This window comes from Streptomyces chartreusis NRRL 3882 (genome assembly GCF_900236475.1).
Lineage (GTDB): Bacteria > Actinomycetota > Actinomycetes > Streptomycetales > Streptomycetaceae > Streptomyces > Streptomyces chartreusis_D.
Window position 1 is genome coordinate 5,841,973 of the sequence record NZ_LT963352.1, and the last position, 19,355, is coordinate 5,861,327.

Annotated in this window: 17 protein-coding genes and 1 tRNA gene; 15 read left to right on the plus strand and 3 right to left on the minus strand. The window is 67.8% G+C overall.

Going from position 1 to position 19,355, the window contains the following annotated elements; all coding sequences use genetic code 11:
• Window positions 1–95 precede the first annotated feature (95 nt).
• The 5 genes from SCNRRL3882_RS26455 to SCNRRL3882_RS26475 all read left to right on the plus strand — a co-directional run bounded on the left by SCNRRL3882_RS26455 (window position 96) and on the right by SCNRRL3882_RS26475 (window position 2,404).
• Window positions 96–356, plus strand: a complete 261-nt coding sequence (locus SCNRRL3882_RS26455) for a hypothetical protein (RefSeq protein WP_010046792.1) — start codon at window positions 96–98, stop codon at window positions 354–356.
• A 444-nt stretch (window positions 357–800) separates the two neighbouring features.
• Window positions 801–1,067, plus strand: a complete 267-nt coding sequence (locus SCNRRL3882_RS26460; RefSeq protein WP_010046789.1) for a hypothetical protein — start codon at window positions 801–803, stop codon at window positions 1,065–1,067.
• Window positions 1,068–1,209: 142 nt separating this feature from the next.
• Entirely contained in the window at window positions 1,210–1,488 is a 279-nt protein-coding gene (locus SCNRRL3882_RS26465; protein WP_010046787.1) for a hypothetical protein, read from the plus strand.
• A gap of 213 nt (window positions 1,489–1,701) precedes the next feature.
• Entirely contained in the window at window positions 1,702–1,974 is a 273-nt protein-coding gene (locus tag SCNRRL3882_RS26470) for a hypothetical protein (protein WP_010046785.1), read from the plus strand.
• A 145-nt stretch (window positions 1,975–2,119) separates the two neighbouring features.
• Window positions 2,120–2,404: a hypothetical protein gene (locus SCNRRL3882_RS26475; RefSeq protein ID WP_010046783.1), complete on the plus strand. Its 285-nt coding sequence runs from the start codon at window positions 2,120–2,122 to the stop codon at window positions 2,402–2,404.
• Between the two features lie 184 nt (window positions 2,405–2,588).
• Here the strand turns inward: SCNRRL3882_RS26475 and SCNRRL3882_RS26480 are convergent, their stop codons facing one another.
• Window positions 2,589–3,548: a D-2-hydroxyacid dehydrogenase family protein gene (locus tag SCNRRL3882_RS26480; RefSeq protein WP_010046780.1), complete on the minus strand. Its 960-nt coding sequence runs from the start codon at window positions 3,546–3,548 to the stop codon at window positions 2,589–2,591.
• Window positions 3,549–3,755: 207 nt separating this feature from the next.
• On the opposite strand from SCNRRL3882_RS26480, the gene SCNRRL3882_RS42650 reads away from it, so the two are divergent.
• Together SCNRRL3882_RS42650 and SCNRRL3882_RS40880 are read left to right on the plus strand one after the other, a co-directional pair.
• A complete protein-coding gene (locus SCNRRL3882_RS42650; protein WP_159399453.1) occupies window positions 3,756–4,208 on the plus strand; it encodes a hypothetical protein in 453 nt (150 codons plus the stop codon).
• A gap of 714 nt (window positions 4,209–4,922) precedes the next feature.
• Window positions 4,923–7,217 (plus strand): tetratricopeptide repeat protein, encoded by a 2,295-nt coding sequence (locus SCNRRL3882_RS40880; RefSeq protein WP_158688457.1) that lies wholly within the window; start codon window positions 4,923–4,925, stop codon window positions 7,215–7,217.
• Window positions 7,218–7,975: 758 nt separating this feature from the next.
• On the opposite strand, the gene SCNRRL3882_RS26500 is transcribed toward SCNRRL3882_RS40880, so the two are convergent.
• Window positions 7,976–8,048, minus strand: a tRNA-Arg gene (locus tag SCNRRL3882_RS26500).
• Window positions 8,049–8,368: 320 nt separating this feature from the next.
• Here SCNRRL3882_RS26500 and SCNRRL3882_RS26505 point away from each other — a divergent pair.
• The 4 genes from SCNRRL3882_RS26505 to SCNRRL3882_RS26520 all read left to right on the plus strand — a co-directional run bounded on the left by SCNRRL3882_RS26505 (window position 8,369) and on the right by SCNRRL3882_RS26520 (window position 14,396).
• On the plus strand, window positions 8,369–9,976 hold the full coding sequence (locus SCNRRL3882_RS26505) for a dynamin family protein (RefSeq protein ID WP_029181650.1): 1,608 nt from the start codon (window positions 8,369–8,371) through the stop codon (window positions 9,974–9,976).
• Between the two features lie 3 nt (window positions 9,977–9,979).
• Window positions 9,980–11,917, plus strand: coding sequence for a YfjP family GTPase (locus SCNRRL3882_RS26510; protein WP_010046773.1), 1,938 nt, complete (start codon window positions 9,980–9,982; stop codon window positions 11,915–11,917).
• Window positions 11,918–12,229: 312 nt separating this feature from the next.
• Window positions 12,230–12,706 (plus strand): single-stranded DNA-binding protein, encoded by a 477-nt coding sequence (locus tag SCNRRL3882_RS26515; protein ID WP_010046771.1) that lies wholly within the window; start codon window positions 12,230–12,232, stop codon window positions 12,704–12,706.
• Between the two features lie 280 nt (window positions 12,707–12,986).
• Complete coding sequence (locus SCNRRL3882_RS26520) at window positions 12,987–14,396, plus strand: Cys-Gln thioester bond-forming surface protein (protein WP_078602963.1); 1,410 nt, start codon at window positions 12,987–12,989, stop codon at window positions 14,394–14,396.
• A 46-nt stretch (window positions 14,397–14,442) separates the two neighbouring features.
• Here the strand turns inward: SCNRRL3882_RS26520 and SCNRRL3882_RS26525 are convergent, their stop codons facing one another.
• Window positions 14,443–14,763: a hypothetical protein gene (locus SCNRRL3882_RS26525; protein ID WP_029181649.1), complete on the minus strand. Its 321-nt coding sequence runs from the start codon at window positions 14,761–14,763 to the stop codon at window positions 14,443–14,445.
• A 224-nt stretch (window positions 14,764–14,987) separates the two neighbouring features.
• Between SCNRRL3882_RS26525 and SCNRRL3882_RS41915 the strand changes: the two genes are divergently transcribed.
• The 4 genes from SCNRRL3882_RS41915 (at window position 14,988) to SCNRRL3882_RS26545 (ending at window position 19,346) form a co-directional block, all read left to right on the plus strand.
• On the plus strand, window positions 14,988–15,230 hold the full coding sequence (locus SCNRRL3882_RS41915) for a GNAT family N-acetyltransferase (RefSeq protein WP_010046767.1): 243 nt from the start codon (window positions 14,988–14,990) through the stop codon (window positions 15,228–15,230).
• 214 nt (window positions 15,231–15,444) lie between these two features.
• Window positions 15,445–16,896, plus strand: a complete 1,452-nt coding sequence (locus tag SCNRRL3882_RS26535) for a hypothetical protein (RefSeq protein ID WP_010046764.1) — start codon at window positions 15,445–15,447, stop codon at window positions 16,894–16,896.
• Window positions 16,897–16,925: 29 nt separating this feature from the next.
• Window positions 16,926–17,963: a glutamate ABC transporter substrate-binding protein gene (locus SCNRRL3882_RS26540; protein ID WP_173937292.1), complete on the plus strand. Its 1,038-nt coding sequence runs from the start codon at window positions 16,926–16,928 to the stop codon at window positions 17,961–17,963.
• A gap of 48 nt (window positions 17,964–18,011) precedes the next feature.
• A complete protein-coding gene (locus SCNRRL3882_RS26545) occupies window positions 18,012–19,346 on the plus strand; it encodes a hypothetical protein (RefSeq protein WP_010046762.1) in 1,335 nt (444 codons plus the stop codon).
• The last annotated feature ends 9 nt before the right edge of the window (window positions 19,347–19,355 follow it).

A 19,355-nucleotide genomic window follows, 5' to 3' on the forward strand; every position in this document is an offset into this window, starting at 1 on the left:
GTTTTGCGTATAAAAACCATCGATCTTCACCTACAGTCTGTGACTGCCAGTGACCAGTCCATCACGGATTGTGTCGACTCGAGAACGGAGAGGTAATGCGCAACTTCCAGAAGGCCGCGGTCGTCATGGCCATGCTCGGCAGCGTCAGCTTCCTGGGTGCCGGTGTCGGTCACGCTTCGGACGGCGACAAGATCAAGCTCGACAACGACCAGAAGCAGGCGTGTGCCCAGAACGACGCGCAGACCGGGCTCGTCCAGCTCGACGACGTCAACGTCTCGGTCGGCCTCCTCGGCTGGTCTCAGCAGGACAACAGCGAGAAGGAGTCCCTGGCCTGCTCGCAGAGCTTCGGCAAGTGACGATCGGCTGATCTGAAGGCAGGCCCCGGGGTTCGACCATGTGTCCGAACCCCGGGGCCTGCTGCTTGTGGTGCGGTCGACGCGGGCGCGTTCGCGCGATCGGCTCCTGAAGGTGCGCGCGGCCGCCGGCCGCGACCCGGCGACCACCTCGACACGCACCGCCGAGACGGCAGGCGCTCTTCGTGTTCGGTGGCGAGGGCGGCCTCCCGCCTGTGGAGAAGGATCCGCCCGCTGTGAACAGCGGCTGTCCGACCGGTAGTTGGCCGACGGTGGCGGTCCTGGTCGCTGGTCGCCGGACACCTGCACAGCATCACCACAATGTGTTTTTTCAGGAAAGTTACGCGATTGGGCGTTTTGCCTATCAAAAGCCCCGAATGTCACCTAGAGTGCGACTGTCAGTGACCAGTCCATCACGGATTGTGTCGACTCGAGAACGGAGAGGTAATGCGCAACTTCCAGAAGGCCGCGGTCGTCATGGCCATGCTCGGCAGCGTCAGCTTCCTGGGTGCCGGTGTCGGTCACGCTTCGGACGGCGACAAGATCAAGATTGACAACGACCAGAACCAGGCGTGCGCCCAGAACGACGCGCAGACCGGGCTCATCCAGCTCGACGACGTCAACGTTTCGGTCGGTGCCATCCTCGGCTGGTCCCAGCAGGACAACAGCGAGAAGGAGTCCCTGGCCTGCTCGCAGAGCTTCGGCAAGCACTGATCCAGTGATCTGAAGGCAGGCCCCGGGGTTCGACCACGTGTCCGAACCCCGGGGCCTGCTGTCTGGTTTCCAGCCGGTCCATATGCCCGGAAAAACGACTCCGCCGTTCAGCCGCGGGGGGTCGACCGCAAAGGAGAAACAGATGCTCGACACGAAGAAGATCGCAGCGGTGGCGGCAGCCGGAGTCCTGGGGGGCTTCGCTCTGATCGGTGGCGGAGTCGTCCAGGCCGCTGCCCAGGGCGGCCCCGGCAGGTGCGTCGACGACGGCAAGGGTCACGTTCACTGTGTGCAGACGAGTACGTACAAGCTCACCACGAGCAAGGACGGCGGAGTCCACCTCAGTAACGAGTCGACGCAGACCTGTCCGGCCTCGCGCGGTCAGGTCACGTGTGTCGACAGCGTCGTCCTCCCCGGGCGGTAGCCCCCGGGGGTTCCCTAGCGGTAGTTGGTCGGAAGTGGCTAGTTGAGTTAGGCCATCCGATACATACAAAACCGCGTTACAACGCAACTTTTTTCAAGAAACTTGCGTGAGTGGGCGTTTCGCCCGTTAGAAGCCGCGTGAGGGTCACCTACAGTTGGCGACTGTCGGTGACCAACCCATCACGGGTTGTGTCCACTCAAGAACGGAGCAGTAATGCGCAACTACCAGAAGGCCGCGGTCGTCATGGCCATGCTCGGCAGCGTCAGCTTCCTGGGGGCCGGTGTCGGCCACGCTGCGGACGGGGACGAGAAGGTCAAGCTGGAGAACAAGCAGAACCAGTCGTGTGAGCAGAACGACTCGACCAAGGGCCTCATCAACATCGATGACGTCAACATCTCGCTCGGCATCCTCGGCTGGTCGGAGCAGGACAACAGCGAGCGCGAGTCCGTGACCTGCTCCCAGAACTTCATCCTCGGTGGCAAGTGATCACTGATCAGGTGATCTAGGCAGGCCCCGGGGCTCGAACCAGGTGGTCCGAGCCCCGGGGCCTGTCGTCTGGCTTCTTTGTCGGCCCAAGCGTCCGGAACGACCCCGCCGTCCAGTCACGGGGTCGACCGTAAAGGAAAAGTAGATGCTCAACTCGAAGAAGATCGCAGCTACAGCGGCAGCCGGAGTCCTGGGGAGCCTTGCCCTGATCGGGGTCGGTGCCGCCCAGGCCGCCGCCCAGGGCGGCCCCGGCAAGTGCGTGGACGACGGCAACGGGCAGGTCCGCTGCGTGCAAGGGGACACGTACAAGATCACGACCGCCAAGGACGGCAGCGTCCGCTTCGCCAACAACTCGACGCAGACGTGCCCGACCTCGCACAGCCAGGTCACCTGCGTCAGCAACGTCATCGTTCCTGGCAAGCAGTCCTGAAGTTCGACGCGGCAGCCGAGGCGCCCTTGTTCACGTCGGCGCCCGTGGCGTGAATCCACCGCTCACAGCGGTGGCCGGCCGGGACCCGTCACCGGGTCCCGGCCGTTTCCGTGTCCTCACCCGGACGGTGCGGAAACGTCCTCACCCGGACGGTGCGGAAACCCGGCGCGGCCCCGGACGGGCGTCACGGCAGCCGTCGTACGGGCGCGCCCCCGAGGAACGCGCGGATGTTCTCGACCGCCTGCCCGTAGTACGTCGCGTAGTTGGCCCGGGAGACGTAGCCGAGGTGCGGCGTGGCGAGGAGGCGGGGGGCGGTGCGCATCGGGTGGTCGGCGGGCAGGGGCTCGATGTCGAAGACGTCGATGCCGGCGCCGGCGATCCGGCCCTCGTGCAGGGCGGCGAGGAGGGCTTCCTGGTCGACGATGGCGGCGCGCGAGGTGTTGATCAGGTACGCGGTCGGCTTGAGGATGGCGAGTTCGGCGGGTCCGAGCAGTCCGCGGGTGCGGTCGCTCAGCGCGAGGTGGATCGAGACGAAGTCGCTGTCGGCGAGCAGGTCCTCCCGGGAGGGGGCGAGTTCGACGCCGATCTCGTCGGTGCGCTCCTCTGTGAGGTTCTGACTCCACGCGCTGACGTGCATGCCGAAGGCGAGACCGACCCGGGCCACGCGGCTGCCGATCTTGCCGAGGCCGAGAAGTCCGAGGCGGCGTCCGTGCAGGTCGGCGCCGACGGTGGATTGCCAAGGGCCGCCGGAGCGCAGGGCGTTGTTCTCCTCGACGAGCCCGCGGGCGAGACCGAGCAGCAGGGCCCACGTCAGTTCCACGGGCGGGGTGGAGGAGCTGGTGGTGCCGCACACGGTGACGCCGTGCTTCTCGGCGGCCGCGTAGTCGATGACCGAGTTGCGCATGCCGGAGGCGACGATGAGTTTCAGCCGGGGCAGGCGGGCGATCAGCGACCCGGGGAAGGGCACGCGCTCCCGCAGCGTCACCACGAGGTCGAAGTCGGCCAGGGCCGCGGCCAGGGCGTCCTCGCCGTCCAGGTGGGTGTCGAAGGAGACGACCTCCACCTGGTCGGCGACCGGCGACCAGTCGGCGACCTCGGTCGCCACCCTCTGAAAGTCGTCCAGCACAGCACAGCGCAGCCGCACGTCACACCCCTTCCTCGACCCACGGTGGGTCCCGGACCATGATCGGGCCTGGGCCGGGGGTGCGGGAAGCGGGGGGAGGTGGCGGGGGGCGGGGCGGGCAGGGGACGGTCCTCACCAGGTCGCCGGCGGATCTGCGCTTCTCCCGTTCGACATGTGGCAGAAGCAGGGCTGGTGACGGTTGATCGGTATCTCTCAAATGATCTAACTGTGAGCGGCGGTACCACCATGTTCGTCGTCTGTACCGGCTGCCTGTCGTCGGCGTCGTGGGTCCGCTGGATGTACGTCACGAGTGTGGCCCTGTGGACATCGAGTAGCGACGCCTCCCTCGGCGGTCGCCTGCTCGACTCCGGCTGCCCCACGGCGGGGGTGAACGGTGACGCCGAGCGCGGCCATGCGGTTCACGACTCCCGCCCCGGTGTGTGGTCCTCCCTCGGGGAGAAGGACGAGTGTGTAGGCGGTCAGGTCGTACGGCTCCCCACTCGTCGACTGCTGCACCGGTCGGCCGTCGGCAAGGAACTCGTGCGTGGTTCAACGCACAGGTCGCCCTCGGCGATGCCGAACCGCGCAGCGATGCAAGGTCCGCCCTGCGATTCCCTGCGGGTGCGCGAGCGTCGGAAGCCGTGGAGCCGGGCGAAGGCGCGCTCGACCACCCGGCGGTAGGTGCCCAGTCCGGCGTCGTGCCGGGTCCCACGGCGGGCGATGACCGGCACGGTGTCGCGAGCTCAAACCTGCTCGCGGTAGACGTCCCTCGGTGAGCAGGACCTCGTGAAGGCATTGCCAGACGTTCGGTGCGGTCCCACCGCTCATCCGGCATGGGATTCTCGGCGCTACGGGACAAACAGAGTGAATAGACAACTGTTTATCTGGCGCAAAAATTGACCCTTCATCGAGAGATGAGCTCGCCAAGTCATCTCGTCCGAGTGCACGCCATCGCCAAGATGCGAGCTCACACTCGAAACCTAGACTGGACGTAACTCTATTGAGCGCCGTGCCGCCGAGGTCATCATGTATAGAAGGAGAAAGTCGGGTCACTGGGCTGACGCCTCCGTCCCGAAACCTCGCCCTATTCTATGGTCGGCTTACTTTGCCATTACAGCCATCGCAGTGTTGTGCGGAATCTTGGCATTCGGGGTAGACGTCACGGAATGGGAGGGTAAGCCGATCCTGGGGCTTCTGGCGGTTCTGAAACCCTATAGATTTTTCATACTCGGCATCTTCTGCCTGACAGCAGTCTACTGTTGGCGCAGAATTGGCATGTCCAAAAGGATAAGTGCCCCTGGACCTATTTCTGTGCCCCCGTTGAGAGATGAGACGGGTAGATCCAATGCGTCGATCGACAGGTTGACGACAAGTTTCCGAGAGAAGCTGAACCAGGTGAACATCCAAGCTCCCGAACCTATTCCAGGAGGTTCACAGCAGATTGATTTCGCGGAAGTGTTGCGCAGCCCAGCTATAGACACGAAGAACGTCGGCGCAAGTTTGGCCGTCAGTATCGGAAGGCTACTTGCTGCCGGGCAGGTCAGCTACGCGTACCAAGTCAACGGTGCAATATTCAACAGCGAGAACGGCAAGCGCGGCGTGACAGTGCAGGTGATGGTACTGCCCAAATGGGCCAGTCAACCAATCACGTGCACTGATGAGACATGGGATCTTGCCCTAGAACAAGCAGCTTACGAAGTGTGCGCTTTCGTGTTGCCACTGACGAGGCTTGTTGACGAGCCGCCTTGGCCTGCATGGCGACGCCTCGCGGTCCCACCCCAACTCTTCAGAAACGTCCAACAAGCGCAACAATGCAAGAAGAGCAGACGTTTTGATGAAGCGCTGCGATATTATTACAAGGCTCTGCAGCTCGATCCTCACAACCCCTATCTCCGCCTCGAGGTAGGCATGCTGCAAGAACAGATAGGGATGCACGTCGACGCAGTCGTTACATATGAAGATGCCATCAAACTCGCACCATCGGATCTCGATCTGAAGATCTATCATCCATTCAGAAGAAAGCCGGTCTATTTTCGCCGCAAAGGTATTTCCATACGCGGAGATTGGTGGAGGGCTCCGATTCTCATGGCCAGGTATCGCCAGGCGGTTCTATTGTCCATGGGTGAACGACTGAGTGCGGACTGGTCGCCGCGCGACGAGACCAGTGGGCTGCGAGCAGAGGAATGCAAGAATCTCCGGAAACGTATCACTGAAATCTTCAAAGAGTACTTTGAAGATTTTAAGCGGTACCTTATTGACCAAGAAGGAGAGGTAGACGGCGAAGGTAATCCACGTTCTGGCCAGTCTCTACCCAAGGAGGTCAGCGAGGTCCTCCCGGAGGGCCCAATCGAAACAGCGCAGCTAAGGCTGATCCAGCGAGAATTTTTTCAATTCATCGGTCAGGTCAGAGCGGAGCAACTGAGGCGGTCTTACTTCTATCCGCGTAAAATACCGGAGCGAAAAGTACCCCGAGCCGCTTTGCATCTCTTGTTGGTAGGGAATCCGGTCCGACGCTGTTGGACCCGCGTCCTTCGTCATGGCCATAAGTCCCCTTTCCGTGGCCTCAAATACATATCGGCTTACAGGGGTGTCAAGCATCCGGCTATTGCGAAGATCCGGGATGTGATGGGTGTATTCGAGACCCCGAAAGCGCAACTGTTCTGGCCGATCAAGGTTCGGGACATAACAGTTCTGATGCGGCATTCGCGTCTGCTGTCCCACTGGCAAATCTACTACGATACTGCTTGCATCTATTCTACCTGCATTCTCCCGATAAGAGGAGGCGTGGCAGATACAGATGTGCAGCCCAGAAGTGGAAGTAGGTACTTTTCTGATCGGCTCGACGAAGAGGAGCTCGACGAAATAGAGGAGGAGATCGGCGGAATGGTTCATGACTTGGCCGAGAGGGCGGTCCACTTTCTCGAACTGTCTTCGCGCAACCAAGACAGCGGATTTGCCAGCTCTATCCGCCCCTGGATCCTGGCGGATGATCCGGACCTTGTCGGTCTCAGGAGGAGAGAAGAATTTATCCGGTGGGCTGAGCAGCACTATCCTGAAAGGTACCCCAACCGGCTACGCCCTGACAATGTGCACGAAATTGAATTGGTGCACTATGAGCAGCTGCTGATAGAGCGATCGGCTGCCGTGGCTGCTCACGTATGGAAGCATCGAAGCGCCCAGAGTTTGGCCGGCGGCTTGACGCCTGAAAGCTTTCGTCGGTGGCTGAAGGAAGAGGAAAAGGGATGGAGTCTCGTGGCTAAACTCGTTGAAAACAGGAGGCATTGGCAGACACGCTGCGAAGCCATTCGAGCAATGCGTGAGTTTGGCCGTACCGGTACTTCAAGCGAAATAATCTACGAACTCACCGTTCCCTATCCAATGTATAGCAGCGATCCCGTAATTCATCTGCCTGCAAGCGGAGACGATGAGTTCATGGGTAAGGTAGAAGAAGTTCAAGGGCGGAGGAATGGGCGAATTGAGGACTTGCGAAACATCCTCAAGCATCGCCAAATGTGGTGCCTTTTCGATTTGCCGAGTGCATCTTCCCCGCAGGGTGTTTCTCGGTTCTGCAGCCAGCTTGCAGCTCGCTGGGAAACGCTGGCAAGAGCATTTCGCGAGGAAAATGATCGCGACGAGCTCAAACCACTTGCTTCGGTGAAGCAGGTGGGAAAGCGTCCCAGCAAATTCTAGGAGCCATTGGAGGCTGACGCAGGGAATGGGCACCCGCCTCGGACGAACAGCTTGCAGTGGAAGACCAGAACGACGGCGCTGCGGGTCAGGTTCTTGTGGACGCCGGCCAGTTCGTCTACCTCAGCGTCCAGGCATCCCGTCCTCGCGTACCACCAGACGTGCCCGTCGAGTAAGCGCCCCTGCCCGATCCCGGTGCCCAGGATCAGTGGGCGCCGGCTGCTGCTCCACAAGGCGACGCCGGAGGTCGGGGAAGCAGTGGATCGACACGGGGAACATCCACGAGCGACGCGACCTGCAGGGCCGCGCGGACGGCGGGACCGCGCTGTCCCGGGCATCCCGCCCTGACGGGCATCATGGGGCAGCACATCGGGGGACGAACAGCTCAAGCCGGGTGATCCGCTGTTCCAAGGCGAGTCGGGCGGGCGACGACGGAATCCCGCCCCGGTGGCCGAGCGGACGGGAAACGGCGTTGCCGTGCTCCTGGCGACCTGCGCCCGCTGCCTCGAGGGCCGGCTGCCCGACTTGAAGAGGCGGCTCGAAGCTGCCGGAGATGTCCCCGACCAGTCGTCCACCGGCTGACACCGGCGCGGCCTGGAACTTCGACACGTGCTCGACACGGCCACGCGCGAAACCCGGTGACAGCCGGACAGCCCTGGCACCTGCCCTTGATCACCAAGGAGGTGCCGGGGCTTCGCTGCGCCCAGTGTCACCCACTCCGACCAGCAAAAAGCCCTCCCGAACGGGAGGGCGGAGACTTGCGCCCCCGGCAGGACTCGAACCTGCGGCCAAGCGCTTAGAAGGCGCCTGCTCTATCCACTGAGCTACGGGGGCCGGTGTGGTGGCCTCTGTCGTGGTGCCCTGGTGTGGGCCGATCCGTGACGTTGCCGGGGACAAGGATAGGGCTCCCGCGTCCTTGTCCCTGTTGCTTCGCCTCCGTGGCTCGATGTGGAGGTTCGGTGAAGCGGTCCTGATAATCGCAGGCAGGTACGAATCGTGCACCGCTTTTGGCGTCACACGCGGCGGGTGTTGTGCACTCGTTATGCCTGGAGTGGACCCGTGTCCCAGTAGTCCCTTCCATCCCTTGTGTCCTGTCGGCGCGCAGACATGCTCATATGCTTCAGAATTCCCCTAAAATTGGGCATTCTTCACATGTGGTGACCTTGGACGTACGGCCTCAGCTGCTCGACGCACTCTCCGCCCTGCGCGACCGTGTCGCCGCCGCACGCTTTCCGCTGCCCCTGGCGGGGGCCCCACGCGCGCGTGCCAGCCGCGATGAACTGCTCGCCCAGCTCGACGACTACTTGGTGCCCCGGCTGAGAGACCCCGAAGCGCCACTTCTGGCCGTCGTGGGGGGCTCCACCGGAGCCGGGAAGTCCACGCTGGTGAACTCCCTCGTGGGGCGGCGGGTCAGCGAGGCCGGGGTGCTGCGGCCGACGACACGGACCCCCGTGCTGGTCTGTCACCCCGAGGACCATCACTGGTTCAGCGGTATGCGGGTGCTTCCCGACCTCACACGCGTGTGGGTGCCTCAGCAGGACGCCACGGAGGATCTGCTGCTCCCGGGGGAGAACCCCGCGCGCGTGCTGCGGGTCGAGACCGCCGAGACGCTGGCGCCCGGCCTCGCCCTCCTCGACGCCCCCGACATCGACTCCCTGGTCTCCGACAACCGCGTCCTGGCCGCCGAGCTCATCTGCGCGGCCGACATCTGGATCATGGTCACCACGGCCGCCCGCTACGCCGACGCCGTGCCCTGGCACATGCTGCGCACCGCCAAGGAGTACGACGTCACCCTCGTCACCGTCCTGGACCGGGTGCCCCACCAGGTGGTCGCCGAGGTGTCGCGGCAGTACGGGGCCCTGCTCACCAAGGCCGGGCTCGGGCAGGTGCCTCGGTTCACCGTGCCCGAACTGCCCGAGTCGGCCTGGGGCGGCGGACTCCTGCCGGCCAGCGCCGTGGCCCAGCTGCGCACCTGGCTGGTCCACCACGCCCAGGACCCGGCGGCCCGGCAGCAGGTCATGGCCCGCACCGCGCGCGGGGTCCTCGACTCCCTCAAGTCCCGGATGCCCGAGCTGGCCGGCGCCGCCGCCGCACAGTACGCCGCCGCACTACGGCTCATCGCCGCCGTCGACGGGGCGTACGACAGCGAGCACACGCGCGTGCGGGGCCGGCTGCAGGCCGGCGCGGTGCTCGCGGGAGACGCCCTCAAGCGGTGGCGCGCCTTCCCCCTGGACTGCACCGCCGGTGAACTCCTCGAAGCGCTCGTGGAGAGCCTGAGCGCGCTGCTGCTGTGTGCCGTCACCGCCGCCGACGAGCGCATCGACGACGCCTGGCGGCGCGAACCAGCGGCGGCCGCACCCGGGCTCGCCGACCGCGAACCCGCCGCGGAGAGCGCCGAGCACCGGATCGGTCTCGCCGTACGGCGCTGGCGGCGGGAGCTCGAGGAGTACGCCGAGGACGAGGTGCGCGAGCTCGACCGGAACCTCTCGCCCGACCCCGAGCTGGTCGCCGCCCTGGTCGCCACCTCCCTGCTGGGCGGCCGCCGGGGCCGGATGGCCGGGGAGGGGCTCGCCGAGCGGATCGGCGCCCACGGGGCGCTGCGGCTGCGCGACCGGGCCGGACGGCTGCTCGCCGAGCACGTCGACCGGGTCCTGCACGCCGAACGCGAGCGCCGGCTCGCCCCGCTCGACGCCCTCGACGTCCACCCGGAGCCCCAGGCCGAACTCATCGCCGCCCTGTCCGTACTGCAGAAGGAGAGGTGACCGGTGGCCGCCGTCACTGACCAGGACCACACCGAGCGCGCCGAACAGCCGGGCGACGCGGACAAGGCAGCAGTTGCCGGGAACCCGTCGGCGAAGGCCTCCCGGAACGCCTCCGAGGGCGGGAGCACGAACGGCGCCCACGCGCGCGTGCGGGACGGTGACTCCTCCGCCCGTACGGACTCCCCGGTCCCAACAAGCTCCCCGGGCTCCCCGGGCTCCCCGGGCTCCCCGGGCTCCCCGGGCTCCGCGGGCACCTGGGACGACGGGCTCATCGCTCGGCGGGTCGACGAGACCACCGGAGGGCACCAGTACGCCGTGCTGGACAACCGCCCCGCCGCCCCGCCGGCGGCGTCCCCGCTGGTGTACGACGGGCCGCTGCGCTCCCGCCTGGAGGCCCTGCGCGAACTGGTCGGGCTCTCCCGCACCCGGCTCGACAGCCGGACGCTGGCGGAGGCGGGCCGGGTGCTCGACGAGGCGTCCGCGCGGCGCAGGCTCTCCGGGCAGCACACCGTCGTCGCCATCGCGGGCGCCACGGGCAGCGGCAAGTCGCAGCTGTTCAACGCGCTCGCCGGGGTGGCCATCTCGGAGACGGGGGTACGCCGCCCCACCACCGCCGCTCCCATCGCGTGCAGTTGGAGCGACGGGGCGGCGAGTCTCATCGAACGGCTCGGCATCCCGCCCCGGCTGCGCCGGCGTCCGCTGCCGACCGGGGACGGGGAATCGCAGCTGCACGGACTCGTCCTCATCGACCTGCCCGACCACGACTCCGCGGCCGTACAGCACCGCGAGCACGTGGACCGCATCCTGGCGCTCGTCGACGCGGTCATCTGGGTGGTCGACCCGGAGAAGTACGCCGACGCCGTCCTCCACGAGCGCTATCTGCGGCCGATGGCGGCCCACGCGGAGGTCATGTTCGTCGTCCTCAACCAGATCGACCGGCTGCCCGGGGAGGCCGCCGAGCAGGTCCTCGACGATCTGCGACGGCTCCTCGACGAGGACGGCATCGCCCTCGGGGAGTACGGCGAACCGGGTACGACCGTGCTCGCGCTGTCCGCACTCACCGGGGACGGCGTCGGCGAACTGCGCGAGGCACTCGGCCAGTTCGTCGCGGAGCGCACGGCGCCGGCCCGCCGTATCTCGGCCGACGTGGACATCGCGGCGGCACGGCTGTGGCCCGTCTACGCCACGCAGCGGCGCACCGGGCTCAGCGAACAGGCCCGGGAGGAGTTCGCGGACCGGCTCGCGGACGCCGTGGGCGCCACGGCGGCGGGCGAGGCCGCCGAACGCGCGTGGCTGCGCAACGCCAACCGCGCCTGCGGCACGCCCTGGCTGCGGTTGTGGCGCTGGTACCAGGACCGCGGCGAGCCGACCACGGGGCGGCTCCCCTCGCGCACGCAGGCCGACGAGGAGGCCACCGCCCGGCAGCGGGTCGAGCACGCCGTACGGACGGTGGCCGACCGGGCCACGGCGGGCCTGCCCGCGCCCTGGGCGCAGGCGGTGCGCGAGGCGGCCGTCCGCGGCTCCAGGGGGCTGCCCGAGGCGCTGGACGAGCTGAGCGTGCGCGCGGGAGTGCCGACGGGGCGGCCGCCGCGGCCGGGGTGGTGGCCGGTGGCCGTGCTCGCCCAGGCGTCCATGACGATCCTCCAGTTCCTGGGCGGCCTGTGGTTGCTGGGCCAGATCGTCGGCGTCATGTCGCCGAACCTGGGCGTGCCTGTGCTGCTGATGGTGATCGGCATCGTCGGCGGCCCGCTCATCGAGTGGAGCTGCCGGATGGCGGCGCGGGGGCCTGCCCGGCGCTACGGCCTGGAGGCGGAACGCCGGTTGCGAGAGGCGGCAGCCGGGTGCGGGAGGGCCCGCGTGCTGGATCCCGTGGCGGCGGAGCTGCTGCGGTATCGGGAGGTTCGGGAGCAGTACGGGAGGGTGGTGGGGGCGGGGAGGTGACGCTTGGGCCGGGACGGTGACTCCGGGGGCGTGGCGGTTGTGACGGGCCGGATGCCACTCGGTGTCGCTCGGCCCTCTGCCTCAACCACCCCTTTGGCACCACTAGGCCGTTGGCATCACTCGCTGCCCGCATCACTCACTCACAGCTCGGCGTCACTCGTCCGGGTGACGGCGTTGTCCACAGGCGGGCGGTGATCCACAGCGCTCAGCGGGCTCGGCCCGGCGGCGGCAGTCTGGCAGACGCAGCCGTACGGGACGGGCCCGTACGCATGTGGGCCCGGTGTCGCAGTCCGGGCGAGGGAGGGGTTCGCGATGAACGAGACGATGGTCTGCGCGGTCGGCAGGGTGGCGACGCAGCCGGTGTACCGGGAGATGGCGTCCGGCCCGTCGGCGAGGTTCCGGCTGGCGGTGACCGCGCGCTACTGGGACCGCGAGAAGAACATGTGGACGGACGGGCACACCAACTTCTTCACGGTGTGGGCCAACCGGCAGCTCGCCACGAACACGGCGGCGTCGCTGACGGTCGGCGAGCCGGTGATCGTCCAGGGCAGGCTGAAGGTGCGGACCGACGTGCGCGAGGGGCAGAGCTGGACGTCGGCGGACATCGACGCGGTGGCGATCGGACACGACCTGGCCTGGGGCACCTCGGCGTTCCGCCGCCGAGGCAAACCGGAGACGGCTCCGGCACCGGCACAGCCGGAGCCCAACTGGGAGACCACGCAGGAGGGTTCGTCGAGCCCGATGGACGCTCCCGCCCAACAACCTCCGGAAGCTGCTGTATTGACGTAACGTCAATCACTCCCCGCACCTGCCCGAACTGAGGCTTATCGGCGAGTGCGCACCGAAAAATCAGGGGTGGACTTGTCGATAAGCCCTGCTCACAAGGGGTCTTGGCGATAACGATTCCGAGTCGGATCACTCGTCCGACCGTCTCACCGGCGAGCGGCGTCCGCCTCGTACCTAGGATGCCGGGCATGGCTCTCGGGGCTCTTGCGACCTGTGAGGCCTGTGTTTCTGCTGGTGGGACCGTACCCCCCACGTCAACGGGTCCTGCTCGAAGGGGAATTTGGTGTTTGCTTCGTTCTCTGCGGTGTTCGTACGCAGGCGAGGGGCTGCCCGCCTCGGTGCCGCGACGCTCGTGTCCGGGCTCGTCGCCGCGGGCGTGCTGGCCGGTGCCGGACAGGCGGCCGCCGAGGAGACGACGCGGAGTCAGGGCGGAGCGACCGCGACGATAGCCGGGCTCAAGACGTACGGCACAGCGGTGATACACGGCGCCACCGGCGACCAGCAGGTGTCGGCGGGCCTGTTCGAGATGTCCGTCGAGGGCGGCGGCACGCTCCAGACGTACTGCGTCGACCTGCACAACCCGACGCAGCGGGACGCCAAGTACCACGAGACGCCCTGGAGCGGCACGTCCCTGGGCGCCAACAAGGACGCCGGGCGGATCCGCTGGATCCTTCAGAACTCCTACCCGCAGGTGAACGACCTGGCGGCGCTGGCACGGAAGGCGGGCGTCCGCGGTGCGCTGACCGAGCAGGACGCGGCAGCCGGCACGCAGGTGGCGATCTGGCGGTACTCGGACGACGTGGCCGTCGACGCCCTCGACCCGCAGGCCGAGCAGCTCGCGGACTACCTGGAGAAGAGCGCCCGGAGCCGGCCCGAGCCCCGGGCCTCGCTCACCCTCGACCCGCCGGCGGTCTCCGGCCGGCCGGGGGAGCGGCTGGGCCCGGTGACCGTGCACACGAACGCCCGCAGCGTGACGGTGAGCCCGCCCGCGGACGCCGCCACGAGCGGGGTCCGGATCGTCGACGAGCAGGGCAAGGCCGTCACGTCCACGTCCGACGGCGGGCAGGTGTTCTTCGAGGTGCCCCAGGACGCGGCGGCGGGCATGGCGGACCTGACCGTGCAGGCCTCGACGACCGTGCCGGTCGGCCGTGCCTTCGCCTCCGAGAGCCGCAGCCAGACGCAGATCCTGGCCGGTTCCAGCGAGTCGACGGTGTCGGCGACGGCAGGGGCGACCTGGGCGAACAAGGGCGCGGTCCCGGCACTGTCGGCGGCGAAGAACTGCGCCGAGGGCGGGGTGGACATCACCGCCTCCAACAAGGGCGACGAGCCCTTCACCTTCGAACTGGAGGGCCTCGAGCACACCATCGCCGCGGGCGAGTCCCGGACGGTGACGGTCCCCCTCCAGGAGGACCAGGCGTACGACTTCACGATCCACGGGCCGGGCGGCTTCACCCAGCGCTTCAGTGGCATGCTGGACTGCCAGGTCCAGGGCAGCGGGACGGGCACGGCCACGCAGACCCTCAGCGAACCGAGCCCGGCCTCGGTGGGCGGCACGGCGACGGACACCAACCTCGCCGAAACCGGCAGCTCGGGCGTCACCCCCCTCATCGCCGGCATCGCCATCACCCTGCTCCTGATCGGCGGAACGACCCTGATCGTTCTCCGCCGCAGGGAGACCCCGACGGGGGACTGACCGTCCTGGGGGCATGGCGACCGACAGCGAGTGCCGATCCCGGTTCTCACACGGACTCGTGCCCCAGATGGACGAGGCCTTCGACGGATTCCAACCGGGTCCGCAAGGTGGGGTCGGGGAGCGGAGTGGTCGTCAGCACGAGGACGTGGCATTCCGGGTTCGCCGCGTTGCACGGTTCGTCTTCGTCGTCCCCGGGGATCTCATTCGGCTGGACCTCGACACGGACGCCGTCGAGGTCGGCGACGTGGTAGACGCCCCGGTAGTCGCTCTCGCGCTCCGTGAATGCCACTCCTAGGCAGGCACTGACCAGTCGTACCAGGTCTTCGGCGGTGTGCGTACAGGTGCCGTATCTGTCGAAATCAGCCATGGTGCGTCGGACCTCAATCCTCGTCTTGGACGGTGTCCACTCTGACGTGCGCCGATGCCCGCGCTCTACGCTCACCCCATGAAGATCACCGTGCGGGCGGCGACCGAGGCGGATCTGGGAGCCCTGCTGGGTCTCTACGGCGAACTGAACCGGGACGACGCGCCGTTGACCCAAACGTCTGCAGAGGCCGTCTGGCGGCGATATCCGGGCAGCAGGGGCGAACCGTGCTGGTCGCCGAGGGGGACGGTGCCGTGGCCGGGACGGCGGACTGCATTGTGATGCCGAATCTCACCCGCGGCGGCTGGGCCATCCTGTTCGTGGAGAACGTGGTGGTGGCCGACCGCTTTCAGCGGCGGGGCGTCGGGCGTCAACTGATGGAGGCAGCGGTGCGCCTGGGAGAGTCGGCCGGCTGCTACAAGGTGCAGTTGCCGGCAGCGGACGACGAGTACGTCCATCGCTTCTACTAAGCGTGCGGCTTCGCGGCGTTGGCTCAAGGGTTCCGCCGCTACGTGGAGTAGCCGCGCGCATCGCCGGCGGGAACCGAACCGATCCCCCCGACGTGTTTCTGGGCAAGGGGTGGTGCCTCGCGCTGCGATCAGATCAAGATCGAGGCAAGGGCGGTGCGGATGTCAGTGCCGAAAGGGATACTTGCGGCGACGGATGACCACGGGGGAGGTCACAGTGACACACCTGCCGACGAGCAGCACACCACCAACGGGCCCGGGCCTGCCCACCCTCCCGGCGGTACCGGCCCAGCCAGGACAGGTACAACCGACGCCACCGGCCCAGCCTCCTCACGGCCGTACGGAACCCCAGCCCCGCCGTACCGCCTTCGCCGAGGGACTGGACCAACTCCGTGCCGCCGCCACCACAGAGCCCGGCCGCCTCCGTATCATCGGCGCCCTCCTCGCCCTCCTCGTCGTCGCCTTCGGTGCCGTCACCGCCTGGCAGATGACCGACCGCGCGGCCGCCGCCGACGACGTCCTCATTAGCAGTCAGCCCCTCAGCTCGGACGCGGCCGACATCTACCGCTCCCTCGCGGACGCCAACACCGCCGCCTCCAGCGGCTTCCTCGCCGGTGGCCAGGAGACGGCCGCCTCCCGCGACCGCTACGAGAAGGACATCCGCACGGCCGCGGAGAAACTCGTCAACGCCGCGGCCAACTCGGACCCGGACTCCCCGTCCGCGGCGACGATCGCCAAGCTCAACAGACTCCTCCCGGAGTACAAGGGCCTGGTCGAGCGCGCTCGCACGTACAACCGCCAGGGCTTCCCGGTCGGCGGTGCCTACCTCCGCTACGCCAACGAGAAGATGCAGCAGCAGATGCTCCCGGCAGCGGAGGAGCTGTACAAGAAGGAGAACCAGCGCCTGCGCGCGGACTACGCGGACGCCACGCCCTACCCGTGGGCCGCCATCGCCCTGGGCGTCCTCGCTCTGGCCGCCCTCGCCTGGGCCCAGCACCGCAACTACCAGCGCACGAACCGCGTCCTGAACCACGGCCTGGTCGCCGCCACGGCCGCCGCGACCGTGGTCCTGCTCTGGCTGGTCGTCGGCCACAGCCTCGCCCGCGCGGGCCTGAACGACTCCTACGACCACGGCGTCCGCTCCCTGAACGTGCTGCACGACGCCCGCATCGCCTCCCTCAAGGCACGGGGCAACGAGAACCTGACCCTGGTGGCCCGCGGCGCCGAGACGAAAAAGGTCGGGGAAGAGACCTACGACGCCTACGACTACGACTTCCGCACGGACATGAGCGCCCTGGGCAAGTACCTGGCGGCCGCCGGGAAGCTCGCCGACGACGCATCGGGCGAGAACCCCGTCACCGCCGCCGTAGGCAACATGACGGAGTGGAAGAAGCGCCACACCGCGGCCCGTGAGCAGGACGAGAACGGCAACTACCAGCAGGCGCTGGACAAGGTCATCGGCACCGGGAAGACGACCGGGGAGTGCTTCGACAGCGTCGACGAGAACCTGCGCACGGCACTCGCGCATGAGGAAACCGAGTTCAAGCGCGCGGCCGATGACGGCCGGGACGCCCTGACGGGCCTGTCGGCGGGCGCGGCCGTCCTCGCCGTGCTGGGCGCCGCGGGCGCGGTGCTCGGCATCGGCCGCAGGCTGTCGGAGTACCGATGAACGGGACACGGGTGAAAGGGGGCGCGACCATGGGAGCACGACGTCTGCGGGCCAGTCTGAAGGGCTGGGGCGGGGTGGCCGCGATGGCGGTCGTCTGTGCCCTGGTGGCCGTCTTCGCACTGTGCGTCCCGCTGTCCGGACCAAGGACCGTCGACGGCCAGGCCGTCGCCCAGTCCGCCCGGGTCAAGGCCGAGAAGGCCGAAGAGGACTGCGAGGCCCCCGAGAAGCAGACCCTGTCGCCCTCCTCCGCCGACGGCGACACCATCCAGGCGATCAAGAACCGCAAGGGCGAGAAGCGCAAGCTGATCGTCGGCGTCGACCAGAACAGCTACCGCTGGGGCTACCGCGACCCCAACAGCGGCAAGACAGCGGAGCTGGAGGGCTTCGACATCGACCTGGTCCACCGCATCGCCGAGGACATACTCGGCGACCGGAACGCGGTCCAGTTCAAGGCGATCCCCACCGACCAGCGCATCCCGGCCATCAAGGACGGGCGCGTGGACATGGTCGTCCGCACGATGACGATCAACTGCGCGCGCATCGCGGACGTCGCCTTCTCCGCGCCCTACTTCAAGACGGGACAGCAGGTCCTGGCCCCCAAGTCCTCGCCGATCAAGGGCTACGACGACACGCTCGCCGGCAAGAGGATCTGCACGGCGGCGGGCTCCACGGCGTACTCCACGCTGGAAGCGGACAAGAAGGACGGCAAACTCCCCGCCAGCACCGACATCTCCACGACCGTCCCGAACCAACTCGACTGCCTGGTCAGGCTCCAGCTCGGTGAGGTCGACGCGGTGGTCACCGACGGCGCGCTCGCCGCGAGCCAGGCGGCACAGGATCCGACGGTCCAGCTCAAGGGCGACGCCTTCACTGCCGAGTACTACGGCGTGGCGATGAAGAAGGACGCCGACGACCTGGTACGCCGGGTCAACCAGATCCTGGTGGACTACCGCAAGGACACCGCGAACGGCTGGCAGGCGTCGTACGGCAAGTGGCTGTCGGCGACACTGGGCAGGGATCCGGAGAAGTCGGAACCACCGGCACCGCAGTACCTCCGCACGACCTGACCACCGCACCGACCCCCCAACCGGCACAACCGCAGCGAGAGGTGATCGATGGGCGTCACGGGATCCACCGGGCCGGTGATGGACCGGGACGAGGTGGACCGTGCGCTGGCGCGGCTCGGCGCGGAACACGAGGCGATCGAGACCTCGCTCCTCGCCCTCCAGGACCACGCGGGCCGCAGACTCCTGGAGGGCGCCGAGCTCACCGGCGTCACCCAGGAGCGCTGGACGTCCACGGAGGCGTCGATCACGTTGCTGTGGACGTACTTCGACGCCTACACGGACGCCTTGCGCACCGCCCGGGAGATCCGGGCCCGCCGCCGCTGGTCCAGCCGCGAGGACCTGGTGGAGCTGACGGAGCTGCTGAACGGCGAGTCGGTCACGGTCGCGGGCAGCGCCACGGCGACGGCCAACGCCCCGACGCTGCACGGCACGGGGAGCAAGCTCAGCGAACGCTACTCGCTCGCCACCCTCGTCGACCGGATGAACGAGCTGTACGCGACGAGCCTGGACATGGTCGTCGCGGCCGACGCGGTCTGGTCGGCGCTGCCGGCCCGGATCGACCTGCTGGCGGCCGAGCTCCAGCGCACCCGCCGACTGGCGCACTCGGTCGGTGTGCGCCCCGGCGAGCACCCGGCGGGCGACGACCTGGAGCGCATCACCCGCACGCTCACGAAGCTGCGCGAGCAGGTGGTCTCGGACCCGCTGGCGTTCTGGGTGGCCGCGGAGGGCAGTTCGGCTCCGGGCGGCGGCAGGCCGGACACGACGGTGTACGACCGGGAGGCGCGCGCCCTGGAGGACGTACGCCGGGAGATCGACGCGGTCCTGACCGTACGGCAGGACGCCGAGAAGCGGATCGTCAGACTGCGGGACGTCCTCAGCCGCGCGGACCGTACGCTCGCCGAGGCGCGCACCGCCCGCGGCGAGGTCCTCGCGAAGATCGCGGCGACGGAGGTGCCGGTCGTCAGCGGACCGCCGACCGCGTTGCAGGAGCAGCTGGCGGCGGCCGCCGAGTACCGCAGACAGGCCCAGTGGCACCGCCTGTCCCCGCTCCTGGAGTCGCTGGAGCAGAAGGCGGAGGACGAGCTGCTGCGCGCCCGCGAGTCGTTGACAGCGGTCACCGCGCCCCTCGCGGTCCGCGCCGAGCTGCGCGGGCGTCTCGACGCCTACAAGGCGAAGGTCGCCCGGCACGGCTTCGCCGAGGACGCGCTGCTGGTGGAGCGGTACGAGAAGGCCCGCCGCATGCTGTGGAGCGCCCCCTGCGACCTGCGCGCCGCCGAACAGGCCGTGCTGCGCTACCAGCAGGCCGCCGCGGAACTGCTCGGCGGCCCGCGGGTGCCGGACCAGGGCGTGCCGGAGGACGACCGGAGGGGGCCGGGCGCATGAGCGACGAGG